This window comes from Bacillota bacterium (assembly GCA_040754315.1).
Classification (GTDB): Bacteria; Bacillota; Sulfobacillia; order DUSP01; family JBFMCS01; genus JBFMCS01.
Window position 1 is genome coordinate 30,956 of record JBFMCS010000027.1, and the last position, 16,921, is coordinate 47,876.

At 58.5% G+C, this 16,921-nt stretch carries 16 protein-coding genes and 2 pseudogenes; 16 read left to right on the forward strand and 2 right to left on the reverse strand.

The window, feature by feature from the left end; genetic code table 11:
• Positions 1 to 13: 13 nt before the first annotated feature.
• The 12 genes from AB1576_05385 to AB1576_05440 all read left to right on the forward strand — a co-directional run bounded on the left by AB1576_05385 (position 14) and on the right by AB1576_05440 (position 13,002).
• Positions 14 to 1,372, forward strand: coding sequence for a YjiH family protein (locus AB1576_05385; GenBank protein MEW6081202.1), 1,359 nt, complete (start codon positions 14 to 16; stop codon positions 1,370 to 1,372).
• 419 nt (positions 1,373 to 1,791) lie between these two features.
• Positions 1,792 to 3,015 (forward strand): ABC transporter substrate-binding protein, encoded by a 1,224-nt coding sequence (locus AB1576_05390; GenBank protein MEW6081203.1) that lies wholly within the window; start codon positions 1,792 to 1,794, stop codon positions 3,013 to 3,015.
• Between the two features lie 174 nt (positions 3,016 to 3,189).
• Positions 3,190 to 4,074 carry a branched-chain amino acid ABC transporter permease gene (locus AB1576_05395; GenBank protein ID MEW6081204.1) on the forward strand — a complete coding sequence of 295 codons (885 nt, stop codon included), beginning with the start codon at positions 3,190 to 3,192 and terminating at the stop codon, positions 4,072 to 4,074.
• 60 nt (positions 4,075 to 4,134) lie between these two features.
• A complete protein-coding gene (locus AB1576_05400) occupies positions 4,135 to 5,133 on the forward strand; it encodes a branched-chain amino acid ABC transporter permease (GenBank protein ID MEW6081205.1) in 999 nt (332 codons plus the stop codon).
• Positions 5,134 to 5,141: 8 nt separating this feature from the next.
• Entirely contained in the window at positions 5,142 to 5,939 is a 798-nt protein-coding gene (locus AB1576_05405; GenBank protein MEW6081206.1) for an ABC transporter ATP-binding protein, read from the forward strand.
• Positions 5,940 to 5,970: 31 nt separating this feature from the next.
• Entirely contained in the window at positions 5,971 to 6,633 is a 663-nt protein-coding gene (locus AB1576_05410; protein ID MEW6081207.1) for an ABC transporter ATP-binding protein, read from the forward strand.
• 313 nt (positions 6,634 to 6,946) lie between these two features.
• Positions 6,947 to 7,516, forward strand: a complete 570-nt coding sequence (locus AB1576_05415) for a trimethylamine methyltransferase family protein (GenBank protein ID MEW6081208.1) — start codon at positions 6,947 to 6,949, stop codon at positions 7,514 to 7,516.
• Between the two features lie 95 nt (positions 7,517 to 7,611).
• Positions 7,612 to 8,772, forward strand: a complete 1,161-nt coding sequence (locus AB1576_05420) for a saccharopine dehydrogenase C-terminal domain-containing protein (GenBank protein ID MEW6081209.1) — start codon at positions 7,612 to 7,614, stop codon at positions 8,770 to 8,772.
• A complete protein-coding gene (locus tag AB1576_05425) occupies positions 8,769 to 9,260 on the forward strand; it encodes a trimethylamine methyltransferase family protein (GenBank protein MEW6081210.1) in 492 nt (163 codons plus the stop codon). The genes AB1576_05420 and AB1576_05425 overlap by 4 nt, the downstream gene beginning before the upstream one ends.
• Complete coding sequence (locus tag AB1576_05430) at positions 9,191 to 10,810, forward strand: M20/M25/M40 family metallo-hydrolase (protein ID MEW6081211.1); 1,620 nt, start codon at positions 9,191 to 9,193, stop codon at positions 10,808 to 10,810. Before AB1576_05425 ends, AB1576_05430 begins: the two co-directional genes overlap by 70 nt.
• A gap of 25 nt (positions 10,811 to 10,835) precedes the next feature.
• Positions 10,836 to 12,266 carry a trimethylamine methyltransferase family protein gene (locus AB1576_05435; protein MEW6081212.1) on the forward strand — a complete coding sequence of 477 codons (1,431 nt, stop codon included), beginning with the start codon at positions 10,836 to 10,838 and terminating at the stop codon, positions 12,264 to 12,266.
• Between the two features lie 106 nt (positions 12,267 to 12,372).
• A complete protein-coding gene (locus tag AB1576_05440; GenBank protein ID MEW6081213.1) occupies positions 12,373 to 13,002 on the forward strand; it encodes a corrinoid protein in 630 nt (209 codons plus the stop codon).
• A 549-nt stretch (positions 13,003 to 13,551) separates the two neighbouring features.
• On the opposite strand, the gene AB1576_05445 is transcribed toward AB1576_05440, so the two are convergent.
• The gene (locus tag AB1576_05445; protein MEW6081214.1) at positions 13,552 to 13,731 is read right to left on the reverse strand and encodes a hypothetical protein; all 180 of its coding nucleotides are present in this window, start codon (positions 13,729 to 13,731) and stop codon (positions 13,552 to 13,554) included.
• 628 nt (positions 13,732 to 14,359) lie between these two features.
• Positions 14,360 to 14,995, reverse strand: coding sequence for a hypothetical protein (locus AB1576_05450; GenBank protein ID MEW6081215.1), 636 nt, complete (start codon positions 14,993 to 14,995; stop codon positions 14,360 to 14,362).
• Between the two features lie 478 nt (positions 14,996 to 15,473).
• Between AB1576_05450 and AB1576_05455 the strand changes: the two genes are divergently transcribed.
• The 4 genes and pseudogenes from AB1576_05455 to AB1576_05470 all read left to right on the forward strand — a co-directional run bounded on the left by AB1576_05455 (position 15,474) and on the right by AB1576_05470 (position 16,857).
• Positions 15,474 to 15,677: a helix-turn-helix domain-containing protein gene (locus AB1576_05455; protein MEW6081216.1), complete on the forward strand. Its 204-nt coding sequence runs from the start codon at positions 15,474 to 15,476 to the stop codon at positions 15,675 to 15,677.
• Between the two features lie 69 nt (positions 15,678 to 15,746).
• Positions 15,747 to 15,956: pseudogene (brxF, locus tag AB1576_05460) on the forward strand (BREX-3 system P-loop-containing protein BrxF).
• Between the two features lie 10 nt (positions 15,957 to 15,966).
• Positions 15,967 to 16,149, forward strand: coding sequence for a BREX-3 system P-loop-containing protein BrxF (gene brxF / locus AB1576_05465; GenBank protein MEW6081217.1), 183 nt, complete (start codon positions 15,967 to 15,969; stop codon positions 16,147 to 16,149).
• 34 nt (positions 16,150 to 16,183) lie between these two features.
• A pseudogene (locus AB1576_05470) lies at positions 16,184 to 16,857 on the forward strand (DUF6079 family protein).
• Positions 16,858 to 16,921: the final 64 nt, after the last annotated feature.

Consider the following 16,921-nt stretch of genomic DNA (forward strand, 5'->3'; position numbering starts at 1 on the left):
GGGGCAGATTCCAGTGACCAAACATGGCTCTAAGGATTCATACTCTCTTGTGGGCTTGTTGCGTTTCATAGTACCGTCTCTGGTTGGAACAGCCATCTTCCTCCTCCCCATACCCAAGGACGGCACCCTCACTATCATCCTTGGGATCATGATGGACGCCGTCAGAGCGGCTCTCAAGGAACAGTTACCCTTCATTGGCATGCTCATCGTGGTGGCTTCAGCGGCACTCACCCTTATAACGGTGTTTTTCAAGCCTGGCTTTATCATGAAGAACGAGTTTCTCAGGCAGCTGTTTGACGTTGGCCCCCTATGGTACGTTTCCCGGGCACTAGGAGGCATACTCTATATCATGGTGTACTACTCCATCGGGCCTGAGTTCATATGGCACGTTGACACTGGGGGTACACCAGCCTTCGTTCTCATACCCATCCTCGTTGCACTGTTCGTCTTCACCAGTTTCATTATCTCCCTCATTACCGACTTCGGGCTGATGGAGTATGTGGGAACGCTTGTCCGGTTCACCATGAGGCCCATCTTCACCCTGCCCGGCAGGTCAGCCATCGACTGCCTGGCATCATGGCTTGGAAGCCCCTCGGTGGCAGTGATAGTGACTCGTAAGATGTATGATGAAGGATACTACACGGGCCGCGAGGCAGCGGTGATTGCCACTACCTTCTCCATCGTCGGCATAGCCTATATCTACGTCATGGCTAGTGTTGTCGGCCTTGCCGACCGCTACTTCCAGCTGCTCTTCGCCACATACGTCGTCTCGGGGATCCTGGCCGTGGTGATGCCTAGAATATGGCCGCTATCCAGGGTGCCGGATACCTACTACGAGAAGGTAGGCCAGCAGATTACCGAGGAACTCCCAAAGGGAGCCACGATGCATGAGTGGGCAGTGAAGACGGCCGTAAAAAGGGCTGAGAAGTCCAGCTTGGCCGCGGTACTGACCACGGGATACAAGACACTCCTTACCATCTACGTGAGCACAACGCCCCTAGTCATGGCTTGGGGGACCATTGCGCTGGTTATCGCCATGTATACCCCGGTCTTTGAATGGATCGCCTATCCCTTCTACCTGCTGTTGAGCCTGGTGGGCATCCCTGAGGCTGCCAAGACAGCCTCCGCTTTCGTGCTAGCCTACCCCGATCAGTTCCTTGCGGGCATTATCGGTTCAGGTGTGGAATCCCGGGTAGCGAAGTTCATGTGCGCTGGCATCTCCATTACTGGTTTGATCTACCTGAGCGAGGTGGGGGTGCTCATCCTGGATTCGAAGATCCCGATGTCCTTCAAGAACCTGACGATTATCTACGTGGAGAGAGCCGTGTTCACCATCTTTCTCCTGGCACCCTTCGCCTTCTGGCTAGCCTGAAAGACTGAGTCGACGCCAAGCCCTCCCTGGCAGGCCTGCGGGAGGGCTTGGCGTCACCGGATCTCGGGGTTCGGAGGAGATTTCCGCAGGACTGGTGAACCCTATAACCTGCGTGTGCCAAGTTTGTGCCCGGGGATAAAGGTCTGGTGAAGTTCGCTGGGGAATCAACTAAGAATCTTCTCCACACCAACACCGTTTGAAAGGGGGGGTGCCATACGGGGACTGTAGAGCGAGAAGAAACCCCGTGCTAGGACGTTGCAGGGTCCTCCGGGGTTGGGCAGGGGCCATAGAGACCAGTAAGCGGCGACACTTTGGTGCAGCAACGAGGTAGGGCTAGGGTCCAAGCCGTGATGGCACGCAAGACACCATAACACGTGCCAGAGCCGAAGTGAGATAAAAATAAGGGAGGGGGAAGGTAAGTGCTCAGGAAGAAACTGTTACCGGCATGGCTTATACTGGTGCTGCTTGTAGCGGTGGGGGTTGGGGTTGCGGGGTGTACCCCTGCAGCTGAGGCACCACCTGAGGAGGAGGAAGAGGAAGCACCGGAGGCCCCCGAGGCCGCGGGTGAAGTGCTCATGGGCCTCATAGGCCCCCTGTCAGGTTCCATTGCCTACTATGGCCAGCTGATGCGTGAGGGCGCACGCCTGGCGGTGCAGGAGATCAACCAGGCGGGCGGGGTCAACATCGGCGGGAAACCGTACAGCATCAAGCTCATTGTCGAGGATGATCGAGCCCTTCCTGCGGACTCGGTCTCGGCAGCTGAGAAGCTCATCCACGACAACGGTGTGCACATGCTCGTGGGAAGCTTCACAAGCACAGCCACCCTGGCAAACCTGGAGGTAAGCAAGAGAGCCAATATCGTGCAGATAACCCCTGTGGCCGTGGCGGATGCCGTCTGCCCTGCCAGCCCCTGGATGTTCAGGAACGTGCCAAACCAGACCATGCAGACCAGCTTCAACGCGAACTGGGTCAGGGATAACCTGGACATTAAGAAGGCAGGCATCATTGCCTCGGACGATGACTATGGCCGGGGAGGCGCCGATATCTGGGCGAAAATCATGACCGAGGACGGCGTCGAGGTGCTGAAACCGGAGTTCTTCCAGATAGGTGACACAGAATTCTCTAGCCAGCTGACAAAACTGCGGGCTCAGGGCGTGGACACCATCTTCCTGGTGGCACTGATTACCGAGGGTAGCCAGATAGTGACCCAGGCCCAGGAGATCGGCATGGATGTCCAGTTCATAGGGCTGGGAGGCTTCGCCAGTGACAGGTTCCTGGAACTGGCAGGGGAAGCCGCAGAGGGCATGGTTCACGTAAGTTACTGGGAGCCCGATCCCAATAACCCAGCATCCATGCACTATAGAGACGCCTTCGTAGAGTTCTCCGGGCTTGAGGCCGAGATGTTTGGCGCTGCAGCCTACGACGCCGTGTACATTCTCAAGACGGCAATGGAGACTGTGGGTGAGCCGCCCAGCCAGGACCTGGCATACCAGGAGAAACTCAGAGAGGCCATGCTGGACATAGAGTTCACCGGAGCCCAGGGGCCAATGCACTTCAATGAGGATGGACAGGCTCAGATCGGCCTCTACCTCGTGCGAGTTGAGGGAGGCAAGCGAGTCATACTTGGGCGCTGGGATCCCTAAATCCATGCGATGCGGGCCGGGGTTATCCCCCGGCCCGCTCCCAACGGGCGGGCTGTTTTCGGAGGGGCTTGGCTCTGAATACCAGCAAGACTTGTCACTCACTGTCTCCTGCCTTGACGCCCTAGGCAAGTCGACAGACTGCAGGGAAGAAGAATACCGAGGGGGCGCATGCCTGTGGGTACTTTTTCCGTCATCTTCCAGCAGTTCATTAACGGCCTGACCATCGGCGGCGTGTACGCCATGGTTGCGGTCGGACTCACCTTGGTGTTCGGCATTCTCCGGCAGATGAACTGGGCCCACGGGGAATTGTACATGCTGGCCGGTTACGCCTTGGTGATAACGTACACGATGATGAATGTTCCCTACTACGTTGCGGTAATCCTCACTGTTCTCATGGTGGCTTTCGTTGGCCTTCTGTACGAGTGGCTCGTATTTCGCCCCGTCCGGGGGAAACCCTTTGTCAATGCCATCGTGTGTTCCCTTGGGGTGTCCATATTTGTCTGGAACATCGTACTTGCCCTTTTTGGGGGTACCCCATACAAGCTGGCCACACCCCTGACTGGCAAGATCATGAGGCTGGGGTTGTTTTCCATCAGCGGCCAGCGGCTTATGACACTGGTTGTCGGCGTAATGATCATAGGCGCGGTCTACTACTGGATCCAGAAAACCCGGGCTGGCCGGGCCATGAGGGCGGTCGAGCAGGATGGGGAGGCCGCGCGTCTCATGGGGGTAAACATTAACAGGATTGCCGAGGTAACCTTCGCAATTGGCGGGGGCCTGGCAGGGCTTGCGGGGGCGCTGGTCGGCCCCATTTTTGTCATTGAACCGCGCGTAGGCGCCTGGGCTGTGGGAAAGGCCTTCGCCGTGGTAGTCATGGGAGGCATGGGGAGCGTGATGGGCTCCATATTCGCGGGTTTCACGCTGGGTGTCATCGAGAGCCTCGCCATTGGCTTCCTGGCCACTCAGTACAGGGACCTCATAGCCTACCTGATGATCATCGTCATCTTGTGGATACGCCCTCAAGGCCTCTTTGGGCGTATTGCGCAGAAGGGGGCCTGACATGTACTCGATTGGCAGCCAGACAAAGGATTTCGACCTGAAACCAAGGAGGGCGGTACGATGAGAAATGCACGGGTGGCAAGACTGTTGCCTCTTGCCATGCTCTTCCTCGTTCTCCTGGCGCTTCCCATGGTCGTCACCCGCTCCTACTATATGCACATAGTCCTGCTCACGGGCTACTACATGTTGCTGGCCCTCTCGGTAAACCTGGTAACAGGCTTCACAGGGAACCTCTTCCTGGCGGCTGCCGCTTTCTCAGGGATAGGAGCCTATGCCTCCGCCCTCTTGACCATGAAGTGGGGGTTTCCCTTCTGGCTGGCTCTGCCTGCAGCAGGGTTCGTGGCGGCAGTCTTCGGTTTTGTCCTGGGTTACCCTTGCCTTCGCCTGATAGGTCCCTATTTCTCCATAGCCACCTTTGGCTTTGGTGAGATCACCCGCCTGGTGTTCGTCAACTGGTACAGCGTTACCAACGGCCCTCTGGGCATCAGGGGAATCCCGGGGCCCGGGAGGATAGGTATAGGACCATTGTCGGCGTCCATCGACAGCCGCCTCTCCTACTACTACCTCCTCTTGGGCATTATTCTCATCTCCACGTACGTGCTTTACAGGATCATAAACTCGCACATCGGGAGGGCCTTCTGGGCCATCCGGAGTGAGACCTTCATGCTAGCGCAGATGATAGGCATCAACGCCACGAAGATCAAGATCTACTCCTTCATGGTGACTGCGTTCTTCTGTGGGATGGCTGGGAGTTTCTATGCGCACTACATGAGATTCATCAGCCCGGATACCTTTGTCTTCCCTGAATCCGCCGCGGCTGTGGCAATGGCGGTGGTGGGAGGCATGGGCACCATCACGGGCCCCATCATCGGAGCCATCCTTCTGGGTGTCAGCGTGGAGCTCTTGCGTGTGGTCTCACAGTACAGGATGGTAGTGTACGGACTTGTGATGATCGTCTCGGTCCTCTTCATGCCAGAGGGACTGGTGGGCGTTGCAAGGCGGATCTTCTCACAGCGGAGAAGAGTGGCCGCCGCAGGCGTGCCTGCGAGAAGGGGGTAGGGGGCATCGTGGAACAGGTGGAAAAGACCGTACTGGATGTCTCGGGACTGGGCAAGGTTTTTGGCGGTCTCAGCGCAGTCAACAACGTGAGCTTCCACATTAACCAGGGGGAGATCCTCAGCATGATCGGGCCGAACGGGGCCGGCAAGACCACGGTCTTCAATTGCCTGACCGGCGTCTACCCGCCAACCTCCGGCTCAATTCACCTTCACGGTGAACAGCTCTCCCAGATAAAGCCGTGGGAGATAGCCAAGAAGGGGATCTGCCGGACGTTCCAGATCACATCCCTCTTTTGGAAGAAGTCTGTCCTGGAAAACATGATGATGGCTCAGTACCTGACCAGTGAGGTGCCTCTATGGGATGTCATCTTCTCTATACGCAAGACCAGGGAGATAGAGCTAAAGAACCGCCAGAAGGCCCAGGACACACTGAGGTTTGTAGGGCTTGAGGGGATCGCCCAGGAGAGAGTCGAGAACCTCTCACTGGGGGATCAAAAGAGGACGGAGCTGGCCATGGCCCTCGTGCGCGATCCCCTGCTTCTGATGCTGGACGAACCCACGGCTGGGTTGAATCCCTCGGAGACCGCCCGGATTACCGAGCTCATAAGGATGGTTAACCGGGAGAAGGGCATCACCGTGTTCTTCATAGAGCATGACATGAAGATGGTCATGGGTGTGTCCCAGCGGATTATCGTGCTTGATACCGGGAAGAAGATCGCCGAAGGGACCCCTGAGGAAATCCGGAACAATGAAAGGGTTATTGAAGCCTACCTCGGCAGGAAGCGGAGGAGGGATACAGGTGCTTGAGGCCCGCTCGATAAACACCTACTACGGACCCATGCATATCCTGAAGGATGTCTCCCTCACCATTGGTCAAGGGGAGATCGTTGCCCTCATTGGTGCCAACGGTGCTGGAAAGACTACCACACTGAGATCGATTGTGGGACTTAACACCCTGAAGTCCGGGGAGATACACTACAAGGGCGAGCGGGTGGATGGCCTGCCCACTCATGAGATCCTCAAACGGGGCATCACACTGGTTCCCGAGGGCAGGCGTGTGTTCCCTAACATGAGTGTACTGGAGAACCTCCTTATGGGTGGCTACCTGGTGAAGAATATGTCCCTGGTAAAGGAGCGCCTGGAACGCAACTGGACGCTCTTCCCCAGGCTCCTTGAGCGGCAGAACCAGCTGGCGGGAACCCTGAGCGGGGGAGAACAACAGATGCTTAGCATCGCGCGGGGGCTCATGTCCGAACCCGACCTCCTTCTTTTGGATGAACCCTCTCTGGGCCTTGCACCCATACTGGTGGAGAGAGTGATGGGGGTCATACAGGAGATTAATGACATGGGCAAGACGGTGCTTCTTGTGGAACAGAACGCCTACCTGGCCTTGGAGCTGTCTACTCGTACCTACGTCTTGGAGACGGGCCGCGTGGCTCTGGATGGTGTCAGCCTGGAGCTCATGGAGAATGAGCACGTGAGAAGGGCATACCTCACCTGATCTCACCGCACCACCCCTCTTGGCCTAGTGGCCTTTGCGACTTGGGGTTGGTTTGGGACTCTGAAAGCGCAGCCAGTGCCCCGCAAACCGGGTGCGCAATAGCTGGTCAGAGAAAAGCCGGTTCAAACGGAGGGCTCCTAAACAGGACCGTGTCCTAAAAAGGCGAGGTCCTGCTATATTTTGTGCCATGAGGGAGCAAGAAGAACGGCTAAGTCAATGTTGACTTGGGTTTAGAAGTCATTTTGGGCAGGAGGGGGAGACTCTCCCGGTGAACTAGGACACATTCGTACCTTGCCGGGGGAGGGGAGAACGAGTGCCTGTCATCAAGATAGCCGTAGTAGACTCCCCCGAGGTGGCTACGGCCAACGCCATTGCAGTGGAGGTGGCTAGGGGTTACGGCCTGCCAACACTGCGAGGTGCTGGTGAGACCGATTCCAAAGATCTAGACGTTCAGATGGGATTCGAGAAGGCTTGCTCTTTCCTGGGGGGGATGGGGAAGTCCCATGTTCTCTTTGGGGCGGGGGAGATGGACAGCGCCAACAACTACTACCCGCCGTGCCTAGTCATGGACGATGAGATCCTCTCCATGGTTAAGAGGGTGCGTGCCTTGGGCCAGGCTAGAGAGGACCTGGAAGAGGTGGCCGATCTCATCCGGGAGGTTGGGCCGGGTGGGGGTTTCCTCGACAAGCCACATACCTTCCACCATTGCAGGGACTTCTGGCAGCCGGACCTCTTCGTAAGAAATCTCTACGGTTTCTGGAGGGAAGAAGGTCGTGAGAGCATCGGCCAGCGGGTGGCCCGGAGAGCCCGGGAGATTCAAGAGGCTGATGCTGGACCGGGCGTTAGCCAAGGAGGCGCTCGAGGCCATGAGGGATGTGTTTAGATCCACGACTGGAATGGAGCCCCCCCTTTAGAGCCCTCGGCCTGGGCCGGGTGAGCCACAAGGGGGGAGTCAGGTCCGAAAAGGAGGTTTTCGCCGTGAGAGTACTCGTGCTTGGCGGAGGAGGGGCCATGGGGCAAATCACCGTTAGGGACCTGGCAGAGAGCGATGACGTGTCCCGGGTAATCGTGGGCGATAACAACCTTGAGGCTGCCCTAGCCTTTGCCAGGTCACTGGGGAGCCCCAAGGTGAGTATAGAACCATGTGACGTTACGGACCACGGATCAACCGTGCGGTTAATGAAAACATCGGACGTGTGCGTGAATGCTACCCTCTACAGGTTCAACCTGCTGGTCATGAGGGCTGCCATGGAGGCCGGTGTTTCCATGCTGGATCTGGGAGGGCTCTACCACATGACCCGCAGGCAGCTGGCCGTCCATGAAGAGGCAATGAGAGCGGGGATCCTGGTTGTGGTAGGGATGGGTTCTGATCCAGGAACTTCAAACATTTGTTGCCGGTACCTGGCTAATAAACTGGACAGCGTGGACCAGCTCAGCATCAGGTTCGGGTCTACCACGGTAGGACAGTCCTTTGGCTTTGCCATCAGTACCATTCTCGATGAGGCCACGAAGAATGCCATCGTGTTCCGGGGTGGAAAGATACAGGAGATCCCGCCCCTGTCAGAGGCGGAAGACGTTACCTTCCGTGAACCTGTGGGTACCTGTACAACCTATCCCATCGTCCACTCCGAACTGGCCACTGTTCCCTACACCATCAAAGGGGTCAAGGAGGTCAGCTACAAGGATTCTTGGGATCCTGCGGTGATGGAGAAGGTCAAGGTTATTGTGGACTATGGGCTTACCCAGTCCGATCCGGTTGTGGTAAATGGCTGCAAGGTGTCACCCCTGGATGTGGTGACTGCGGCGATAGCCCGTCATCTCAAGGAGGAACCCGTCTTCGGAGTCGATGACCTCAAGGTCCAGGCCCGCGGGACCAAGGATGGGCGGGAGACGGTGCTCTCCCTTGATGTGGTGGTTCATCCCTATGAGCCCTGGGGTGTGAGCGCCTTGGCCTATGAGATAGGGGTGCCTCCGTCCATCGTGGCTCAGATGATAGGCCGGGGAGAGGTTGAGGCCAAGGGCGCACTGCCTCCGGAAGAGTGCATTGACCCGGTTCGCTTCCTATCCGAACTCTCTCGCCGGGCAGTCCAGATCTACGAAACAGAGCAGGTCACGACAGTTATGGGGAAGGGCACATGAGGCTTAGGACCCTGGATTTCCAGGGTATCCACAATGCCACCCTCAGGATCCTGTACAGGACGGGATTGAGGGTTCACGGGATTGGCGACAGGGGGATGGCTGCAACTCTCGCAGGCGCCGGCCTCATGGTTGAAGGCGAAACGGTGCGGTTTCCCCCTGAAGTGCTAGAGGGCTTGGTGTCCCAGGCCCCGAGGGAGGTACATCTTCATGCCCCCGGAGGGCAGGCGGTGACACTATCCCAAGAGGCGCCCCTGGTCATGGCGGACGGCACGGGTATCTTCGTTATGGAGGAAGGGGGTGAGACCCGGCCTTCTGCCTCTAGGGACGTTCACAGGGCAGTAATCCTGCAAAACAGCCTGAGCTGGTATCCTATTGCCCATCCCCCGGTACCGGAGGAGACACCCTGGAGGCCCCCGTGGTGTTCGCTGCGAATGGCACTCTACGCGAACTTGAGGCCCTCGATGTGCGGGGTGCCATCGCACTGTTAGAAATGGATCACCTGGTCTTTCCCAGGCTATCCTTTCCCGTCTGCTTGCTGGAGGAAAAAGGAGCCCTGGCTGTAGTGGTGCACAATGCCAACTCCTTCGCGCAGGAGGAGGGTGCTCTTCACGCCAACGAGCTCACCTTTAACCCCAGGATACCCGTCTTGAGCATAAGACGCCAGGATGCGGCGGACCTCAGGCGCCGGATGAACCTGCACGATCCCTTCACAGCTGCACTGCGCTCCTCCGCGACACGGCTGGATGGGGCGGCAAGCGCCAATGTAGTGGGCCATATCCCCGGCGATGGGAGGGAGCACCGCATCATCATTGGCGATCACTTCGACGCCTGGTTCACAGGCTTCATGGATTGCGCGGCGGGTGCTGCCACAATGCTGGCTATGGCCAAGGCCTTGCTGGATTCGGGCTACAAGCCCAAGCATGACCTAGTATTCGTGGCTCACGGTGCGGAGGAATCTGGGACATGGCACTCCTGCTTCAGCTGGCTCTGGGGAGCGCACCAGGCAATGCGCCAGCACCCGGGCTGGGCAGGCACCACCCGGGCCTATCTCAACCTGGAGCTCCTGGGCTACCCCTCTGGGCAGCTCCTGGAAATCGCCACCACACCGGAACTCCGGGGCTTCATTCAGGATACTGCCGGGCGACTCAGTGCTATTCCGGGTTACCCAGCGGGTGCCAGGGTAAGAGTGCCGCCCTTTGGCTGGTCTGACGACTGGGTCTATGCGGCGGCGGGAATACCCACCGCCGTCAACTGGTGGGGCAGTGAGGACCCTACAGGATACGCCGTCAACGTGTACCACACCCAGTTTGACGATGAAGAGCACTTCGACCCGGCCAAGCTGGAGGGGACAGCCCAGTGTTTCCTGGCCTTGATAGTAGCACTGGATCAAGCGCCGCTGGCCCCCATTGACCTTGGAGCAAGGCTTTCCCACCTGCTGGATGCCTTCCCAGGCGGCGTTCCCCCGGGGCTGGCCCAAGCTTGGGGGGATCTCCTAGTGGCCTGGGCTCGTTTCAGGGTAAGGGCGAGCGAGAGCCTGAGAGAGGGAGACGAAGTGGCCCTTCAGGCATGGGAAGGGGTTCTTCTTCGCGCCCAGGCGGCTTTACAGTCAGGCCTGATGGCCCTTACCGGTGAGGTGCCTAGATATACCTGTTACCCCCATGAGGGTCTTGGCGAAGACCTGAAGGCCCTAGTGCAGGCGTGGGAAAATGCTCGCAGCGGCGACCTGCCGGGGGCGGCGGGTGCCCTGGAAGGTGTGCGTTCCCTATCCTGGGGAAGGCTGTTGCCTTACCCCGCCTACCGGAGGGTACACGTTGACGCCTACCGTGATACTCAAGCCTCCTGGGGCGAATCGAGGGTCGTGGACTACGTAGATGTCCATGAGGAACACAGTCTTGCCCGGTCTGGCACTGGCGGCCCTGAGCTCTTGGCACGCCTGGCGCCCAAGATTGCGAAGGTCAAGAGGGATCTGAGAACAGCCGTTAGGCGAGAACAGGGTGTCCTGGAAGACACCCTTGAGATCCTGCGAGGGTCCCCCTGACAGGCTGCCAAGTGGAGGTGTGGATGTGGCAGAAGACCAACTTAAACAGATTCACCTGGCCACCCTCAGGGTCCTTGGGGAGATCGGTCTTCGAGTAGATGCACCTGGCGTAGTCGCGGCACTAGGGGAGAAAGGGGCGTTGGTTTCTCCGGGTGGAATCGTCCGTTTCCCACAGGGGTTCATCATGGATGCGCTGGGAAGGCTTCCGGAGCGTTGTGTTCTCTGGGATAGGAATGGCGGTTCTTTAGTGCTGGGCGACGGCACGCCAAGGCTCATGGGGGGTGGCGAAGGTGTGTTCGTGGTCGACCGGGTCACGGGGAAGAAACGCTACTCTACTCGCCAGGACGTGGCGGAATTCACCCGGCTCCAGCATGTCGCCACCAATGTCAGCATTGTGCGCCCGGTGGTGTCAGCATGTGACTGGGGCGTCCACTCCGATCTGGTGGAGTTCTACGAGCTCTTGAGCGGTACAGACAAGCACATCCTGCATAGGACCATTGACCCAGGCCAGGTGGAGACCGCCGTGAAGATGGTATCCCTGGTGGCAGGGTCTAGGGAGGGTCTCAAAGAGAAGCCCATCATGTCCACGCTCTACTGCCCTACCAGCCCCCTGTGCTTCGGGAAGGAGGCCGTAACCGCCATGATGACGTGGGCGGCATACGGGGTGCCCGTTACTGTCTACTCCATGACCCTGGCGGGGGCCTCGTGCCCGGCGAGCCCCGTGGGACAGCTGGTGCAGGGGAATGCTGAGGTGCTTGGGGGCATCGTCATGATACAGGCCCTACACCCCGGGACACCTGTGATATACGGGTTGGAGAACGCCGTAATGGACATGAAGACTGGCATAGGGGCACTGGGCGTACCTGAATACTCCCTGCTGAATGCTGAGGCGTGCCGTTTGGGCAGGCGCTATGGCCTACCAACCATGACTGGCGGGATGGCAACGGATGCAAAGGACACGGACTTCCAGGCGGGGTTCGAAAAAGGGGCCTTCACACCACCGGTAATGTCCCAGGCGGACATCGTGTTCGGGTGCGGGGGAATGGACTCGGGAGGTGTCTACAGGCCAGCTCAGGTACTCCTAGACGATGAGATCTTCGGAGCCCTCGCCATCGTGAGCAAGGGTTTCCAGGGGCTGCTAGTGCCGGATGACCTCGACATAGACGGGTTGGTTGGACTCATAGGGGAGGCTGGTCACGGCGGGCACTTCCTCAGCAGCGAGCACACCCTGCGTAACTTCCGGAGATACTGGAGAAGAGAGATCCTCGTCCGGGATAACTATGAGATCTGGGCCAGCCGGGGAGCGAGCATTCAGGAAAGGGTATCGAAGAAAACTATAGAGGTGCTTTCGGAAGGAAAAGAAGGAATCCTGGCAGAAGAAGTAGACATGGCCCTCAGGGGAATCCTCAGGACTGCCGGGGCGGGCGTGGACGATGCCAGGCGCCAGGGATCCTGAGCGAGATGACCAGGGTCGCACATTCCTGAGGGTTCGCCAGATTGGAAGGCATCCCCAGAGAGGTGAATGGGAGCCCCGGGAAATAAAGCCAAGGAGGAAGAAGGCAATGGCACATCTTGAAGACATAGCATCCGCTGTGATGGCAGGCGACGTCACCAGTGCCCAGGAGGGAGTCAAGAAGGCACTGGATGGCGGCCTGAAACCCCTGGAGATCATTGACAACGGTCTCATGGCCGGGATGAACGTGGTTGGTGAGCGCTTCAAGAAGGGCGACATGTTCGTTCCCGAGGTTCTTATGGCTGCCAAGGCCATGAATACAGGTCTTGCTCTCGTAAAGCCGATACTGGGGGGAGAAAGGGCCGGAGCCGGGACCGTGGTGATTGGCACAGTCAAGGGTGACCTGCATGACATCGGGAAGAACCTTGTGGGCATGCTCCTTGAGTCCAAGGGGTACAGCGTGAAGAACCTTGGGGTGGACGTCTCTGCTGAGGCCTTTGTTGAAGCGGTGAAGGAGCATTCGGCGCAGGTGGTGGGCATGTCGGCCCTGCTGACCACTACCATGCTGGTAATGAAGGATGTAATTGACGCCCTTAAGGAAGCCAATCTCAGGGATCAGGTTAAGGTCGTGGTAGGCGGGGCGCCGGTTACCAGCGATTTCGCTGTGGAGATAGGCGCTGACGGTTATGCCCCGGATGCGGTGTCCGCCACGGACTTGGTCAAGGGGCTCTTTGCCTAGTATAGTGGTTGAGTTGTGGTGGGGTGGGGGGGAGGATGGAACGATAGCCTCCGCCTTCTTGCCCTGCGTTGGTGACTAAGGTGCCGGGCTCCGGTGGCTATGGGCAAGGCTCATCCATGCTTACATGGACCATGCAGGCATGTGAGGCCCAAGTCCCCATGGGACCACCGTGGCCAGGACCTTAGCAGCCAACTCGGAGAACCGGTTAGCTTGCCGGTGAAGGAATTGCCTCTTGGGGTGATGACGAACAAGCGTTAAGAGCCGATAGCAGGCTTTCCGGATGTGGCCCCGCTCCTAGTTGCCAGGAACCAAGCGCTTGTAGATCCGCTGGCGGTCCGTTTGGTCCTGCAAAAGCCAAGCCTCCACAACGTGTGCCACCGATCGATTGCCGGACACGGCCTTGGTCGAGTGAGTGTGTATCTCCCAGGAGCGGTTGGGTCCGGAGCACTGACTGTCAGGAGTCACGTAATTCACCCAGGGGGGTGTCAAAGAATTCACCTGGGAGCCGTGTAGCGCCAGCTCAAGTATGACATAGAAGTCACCTCCGCGTCAGTGGCAGAGAGCATGGAATTCCGAGGGGTTCTTTGGCCTGCCGCGGTTGATGATGGCGGTAGAGTCAAAGACCCGCTCGGCCACGTCGAGGATGTGGGTGGAAAAGAAGACGGCCTTCCCCTCGTCGCAGCGGCGGCGCATGAGATCCTTAAAGAGGGCCTCCGAGGGGGGGGTCAAGACCGGTCATCGGCCGTCCAGGATGAGCAGGGCCGGGTCGGGCAGCACCGCGCCGATGAGGCCAGCTTCTGTTTCATGCCGTGGGAGTAGGTCCGGACGACCCCGGAGAGCTCGAAGAGGTCAAGCAATCCCTTGACCCAGCGCCAGCGGACGTGGGTGGGTATGTGGAGACGTCTCCGATGAAGTTTAGGTACTCAAGGCCCGTGAGCTCGTCGTAGAGGGATGTGTGGAGTGGTCGGCCGTTCTATGTGATGCGCGGCGGCGGCTGGGCCCAGCCGCTGATACATAGCAGGCGACGGCCAGAGACACCGCGACCATGCTGTCCAACTACGGGGGATCCTGGAGCTGGAACCGGCGTCCCATCGTGGTGACCGTCAACGGGACACGCATCGCCGCATCACAGAACAGGATGCCCCACGGAGGTCAGAGCATCTGGAACAACAACTTCCCGGGGCACTTCTGCATCCACTTCCTGGGCAGCACCACCCACGGCTCAAGCTACACCTCGAACGGGAAGCCGACCATGGATGCGGCCCACCAGCGCTGCGTGCAGCAGGCCTCGGGCACTGGCCCTAAGGAAGATGCCCCCTCACTCTGCTGGTCCCGGCCGGTTAGACCCACCCGCCTTCTACCTGCCCTCCTCGACCTCATGCCATTCACGCACCTGGTATTCCTCATCTGGATCGTCCGGGTAGAAGAGCTTGTAGCCGGTGAGGGAAAGGTCCCAGGCCTCAGCATCCATCCAGCGGCCCAGGAAGATGATGTCCCACCACTGGTCTCCGACGACCTCGCCGGCGCTGTCTCTGAGGAAGCCGAGCTCAGCGGTGACCTCGATGGCCCAGGCCGTGTTTTTGTCCACCCAGACGTAGACCCAGGCGTGGCCGTAGTGGTCGTGGCCGATGACCGAGGTATCGTAGCCGTATTCCTCCTGGAGCAACCTGGCCGTAATGATCGACATATCGGAGCAGTCGAAGACACCTCTCTCGTAGCGACGGTCATACGGATGGGCGTCCAGGATCTTCTGAATCTGTTCAGGGCGGACTTCTTGGCCGCCCTGACCCTTGTAGCTGGGGTTCGAGAGTCCGACGTGACGGGGTCCCGGATTGTAGATGATCTGAGGCAGATGCACGCCGAGGATGCTGGAAAGCACAAAAGTTATCAGTAGATAAGACAGGCAAAGAGCAAGAATTGCAGTAAGGACTTCGCATAAGGTCTTCCCCACAGTCTTGCCGGTACGTCCTTCTGCTATCTTAGGACGGACCATCTTGCGCACCTCGCAATCGAGTGGAGTCTTCGATCACGCGTTAATTATAGCCCACCCACATTCTGGGGTGCAAGCGCTATGCGGCGAGAACCAGAAAGCGGCACCATTCGGCAGGGCATCTTCCAATCTTGTGAAACAATTACCGTACCGCAAGTATTCGGGGCCGTTTAGTCCCAGGTGGCGCTGTAGGGGTTAAACAGGTGTCGCTTTTCCCTTGCCCGATCGTGTCTCAAATCTTGGGTCCGCCATATCGATTGCCCCGGCAGAGGGGGCTGAAACATCACCCACTACGTTACACTCGGTCAAAGATGGAAAATAAGGGTTAAACCGCTTGACAATAGACCTCAGACTAGTATATTGTAAACATGTATGGGTTTACTTTGGTATAAGCGCCGAAAGCTGGAACGCGGATCTAGGAGCCAAGAGAAAGAGGCCGTATGAGGGAACCTACGAAGTCAAACGTGAGTGGGGTCGAATGATGGAAGACCGATGGCTTTCCGTAGATGAGATTGCCGGCCATCTCGGCGTCAGGCGGGATACGGTCTACAAGTGGATTAGTGAACGGCAGATGCCAGGCCACAAGATCGGTCGGCTTTGGAAGTTCAACAAGAAAGAAGTGGACGAGTGGGTGAGGTTTGGCGGAGCCAGCGATAACGAGCTTGGTTCAAAAGGAGATCGCTAATGGCGAAGCCGCTCGCCGATAGAGTGGTGCGAGGAATCGGACAGACTGGCGCTGTACCACCGTCTTGTTATGCTGGTGGCTCCGGCCGGTGCGGGCAAGATCGCCGCGCTCCAGGATGTTCACCAGCGCACGGCGGCTCCTCTGGTCAACGTCAGTCTTGAACTTTCCCGGCGCATGCTTGACCTCACCGAGCGCAAGCGGGCATTGCAGTTGCCCCGCCTCCTCGCAGAGATCGTGGGCTCATCCGCAGCCGATGTGGTTCTTCTGGACAACGTCGAGGTCCTCTTCGATGTCTCGCTCAAGCAGGACCCACTGCGGCTTCTGCAGGCTCTCGCGGAACAAGACGGTGGTCACGGCTTGGAGCGGCTCCATAGACGGCGAGCACATGGTCTATGCGACGCCGGACCACCCCGAATACAAACGATATTCCTTACGAGATTTCCTGGTAGTGAACCCGGAGGCCGTTGCATGAAGACAAGGAACGAGAGCGCAGGAGGGCAGTCGCGGTGAAATACGGAGACCTGATCCAATTCGAGCCTATCGAGTCCGTGGTCCAGCTACGGGACGCCGACGAGGCCGCTGCTGCCCGGCAGCTTGTCCAGACCTACGTCATCTCTTCGGAGATGGCCGAGAAACTGATCAGCCTGGTCGTTCCTCAGTTTCAGTTTGACCAGCCCATGGATAAGAAGGGGCTGCTGGTCGTCGGCAACTGCGGCACCGGTAAGTCACACCTCATGTCCGTGCTCTCCGCTCTGGCTGAAAACGGCGGTTTGGCTGCCAGCCTGAACGATAAGAATAGCGACAGCCGCGGGCAAGATCAGCGGGCGCTTCAAGGTGGTCCGAACCTAGATCGGCGCTACCACCATGTCCCTGCGCGACATCCTCGTGGCCGAATTGGAGGAGCACCTGGCTGCAATGGGCGTGTCTTATTCCCTTTCCGCCCGCGGACAAGGTGGTGAGCAACAAGCGGTCCTTCAAAGAAATGATGGCCGCCTTCCACGAGGCGTATCCCGACCACGATCTGCTCCTGGTGATGGACGAACTGCTCGACTACCTGCGCACCCGCAAGGACCAGGAACTCATCCTCGATCTCAACTTCCTGCGCGAGACCGGCGAGGTCTGCAAGGACCTGCGGTTCCGCTTCATCGCCGGTGTCCAGGAAGCCATTCTTGACAGCCCCTGGTACTGGAGTGACGAGTTGCGAGTCAGCGACCTGAGGATTAACGGATGATACTCGCAGAGGT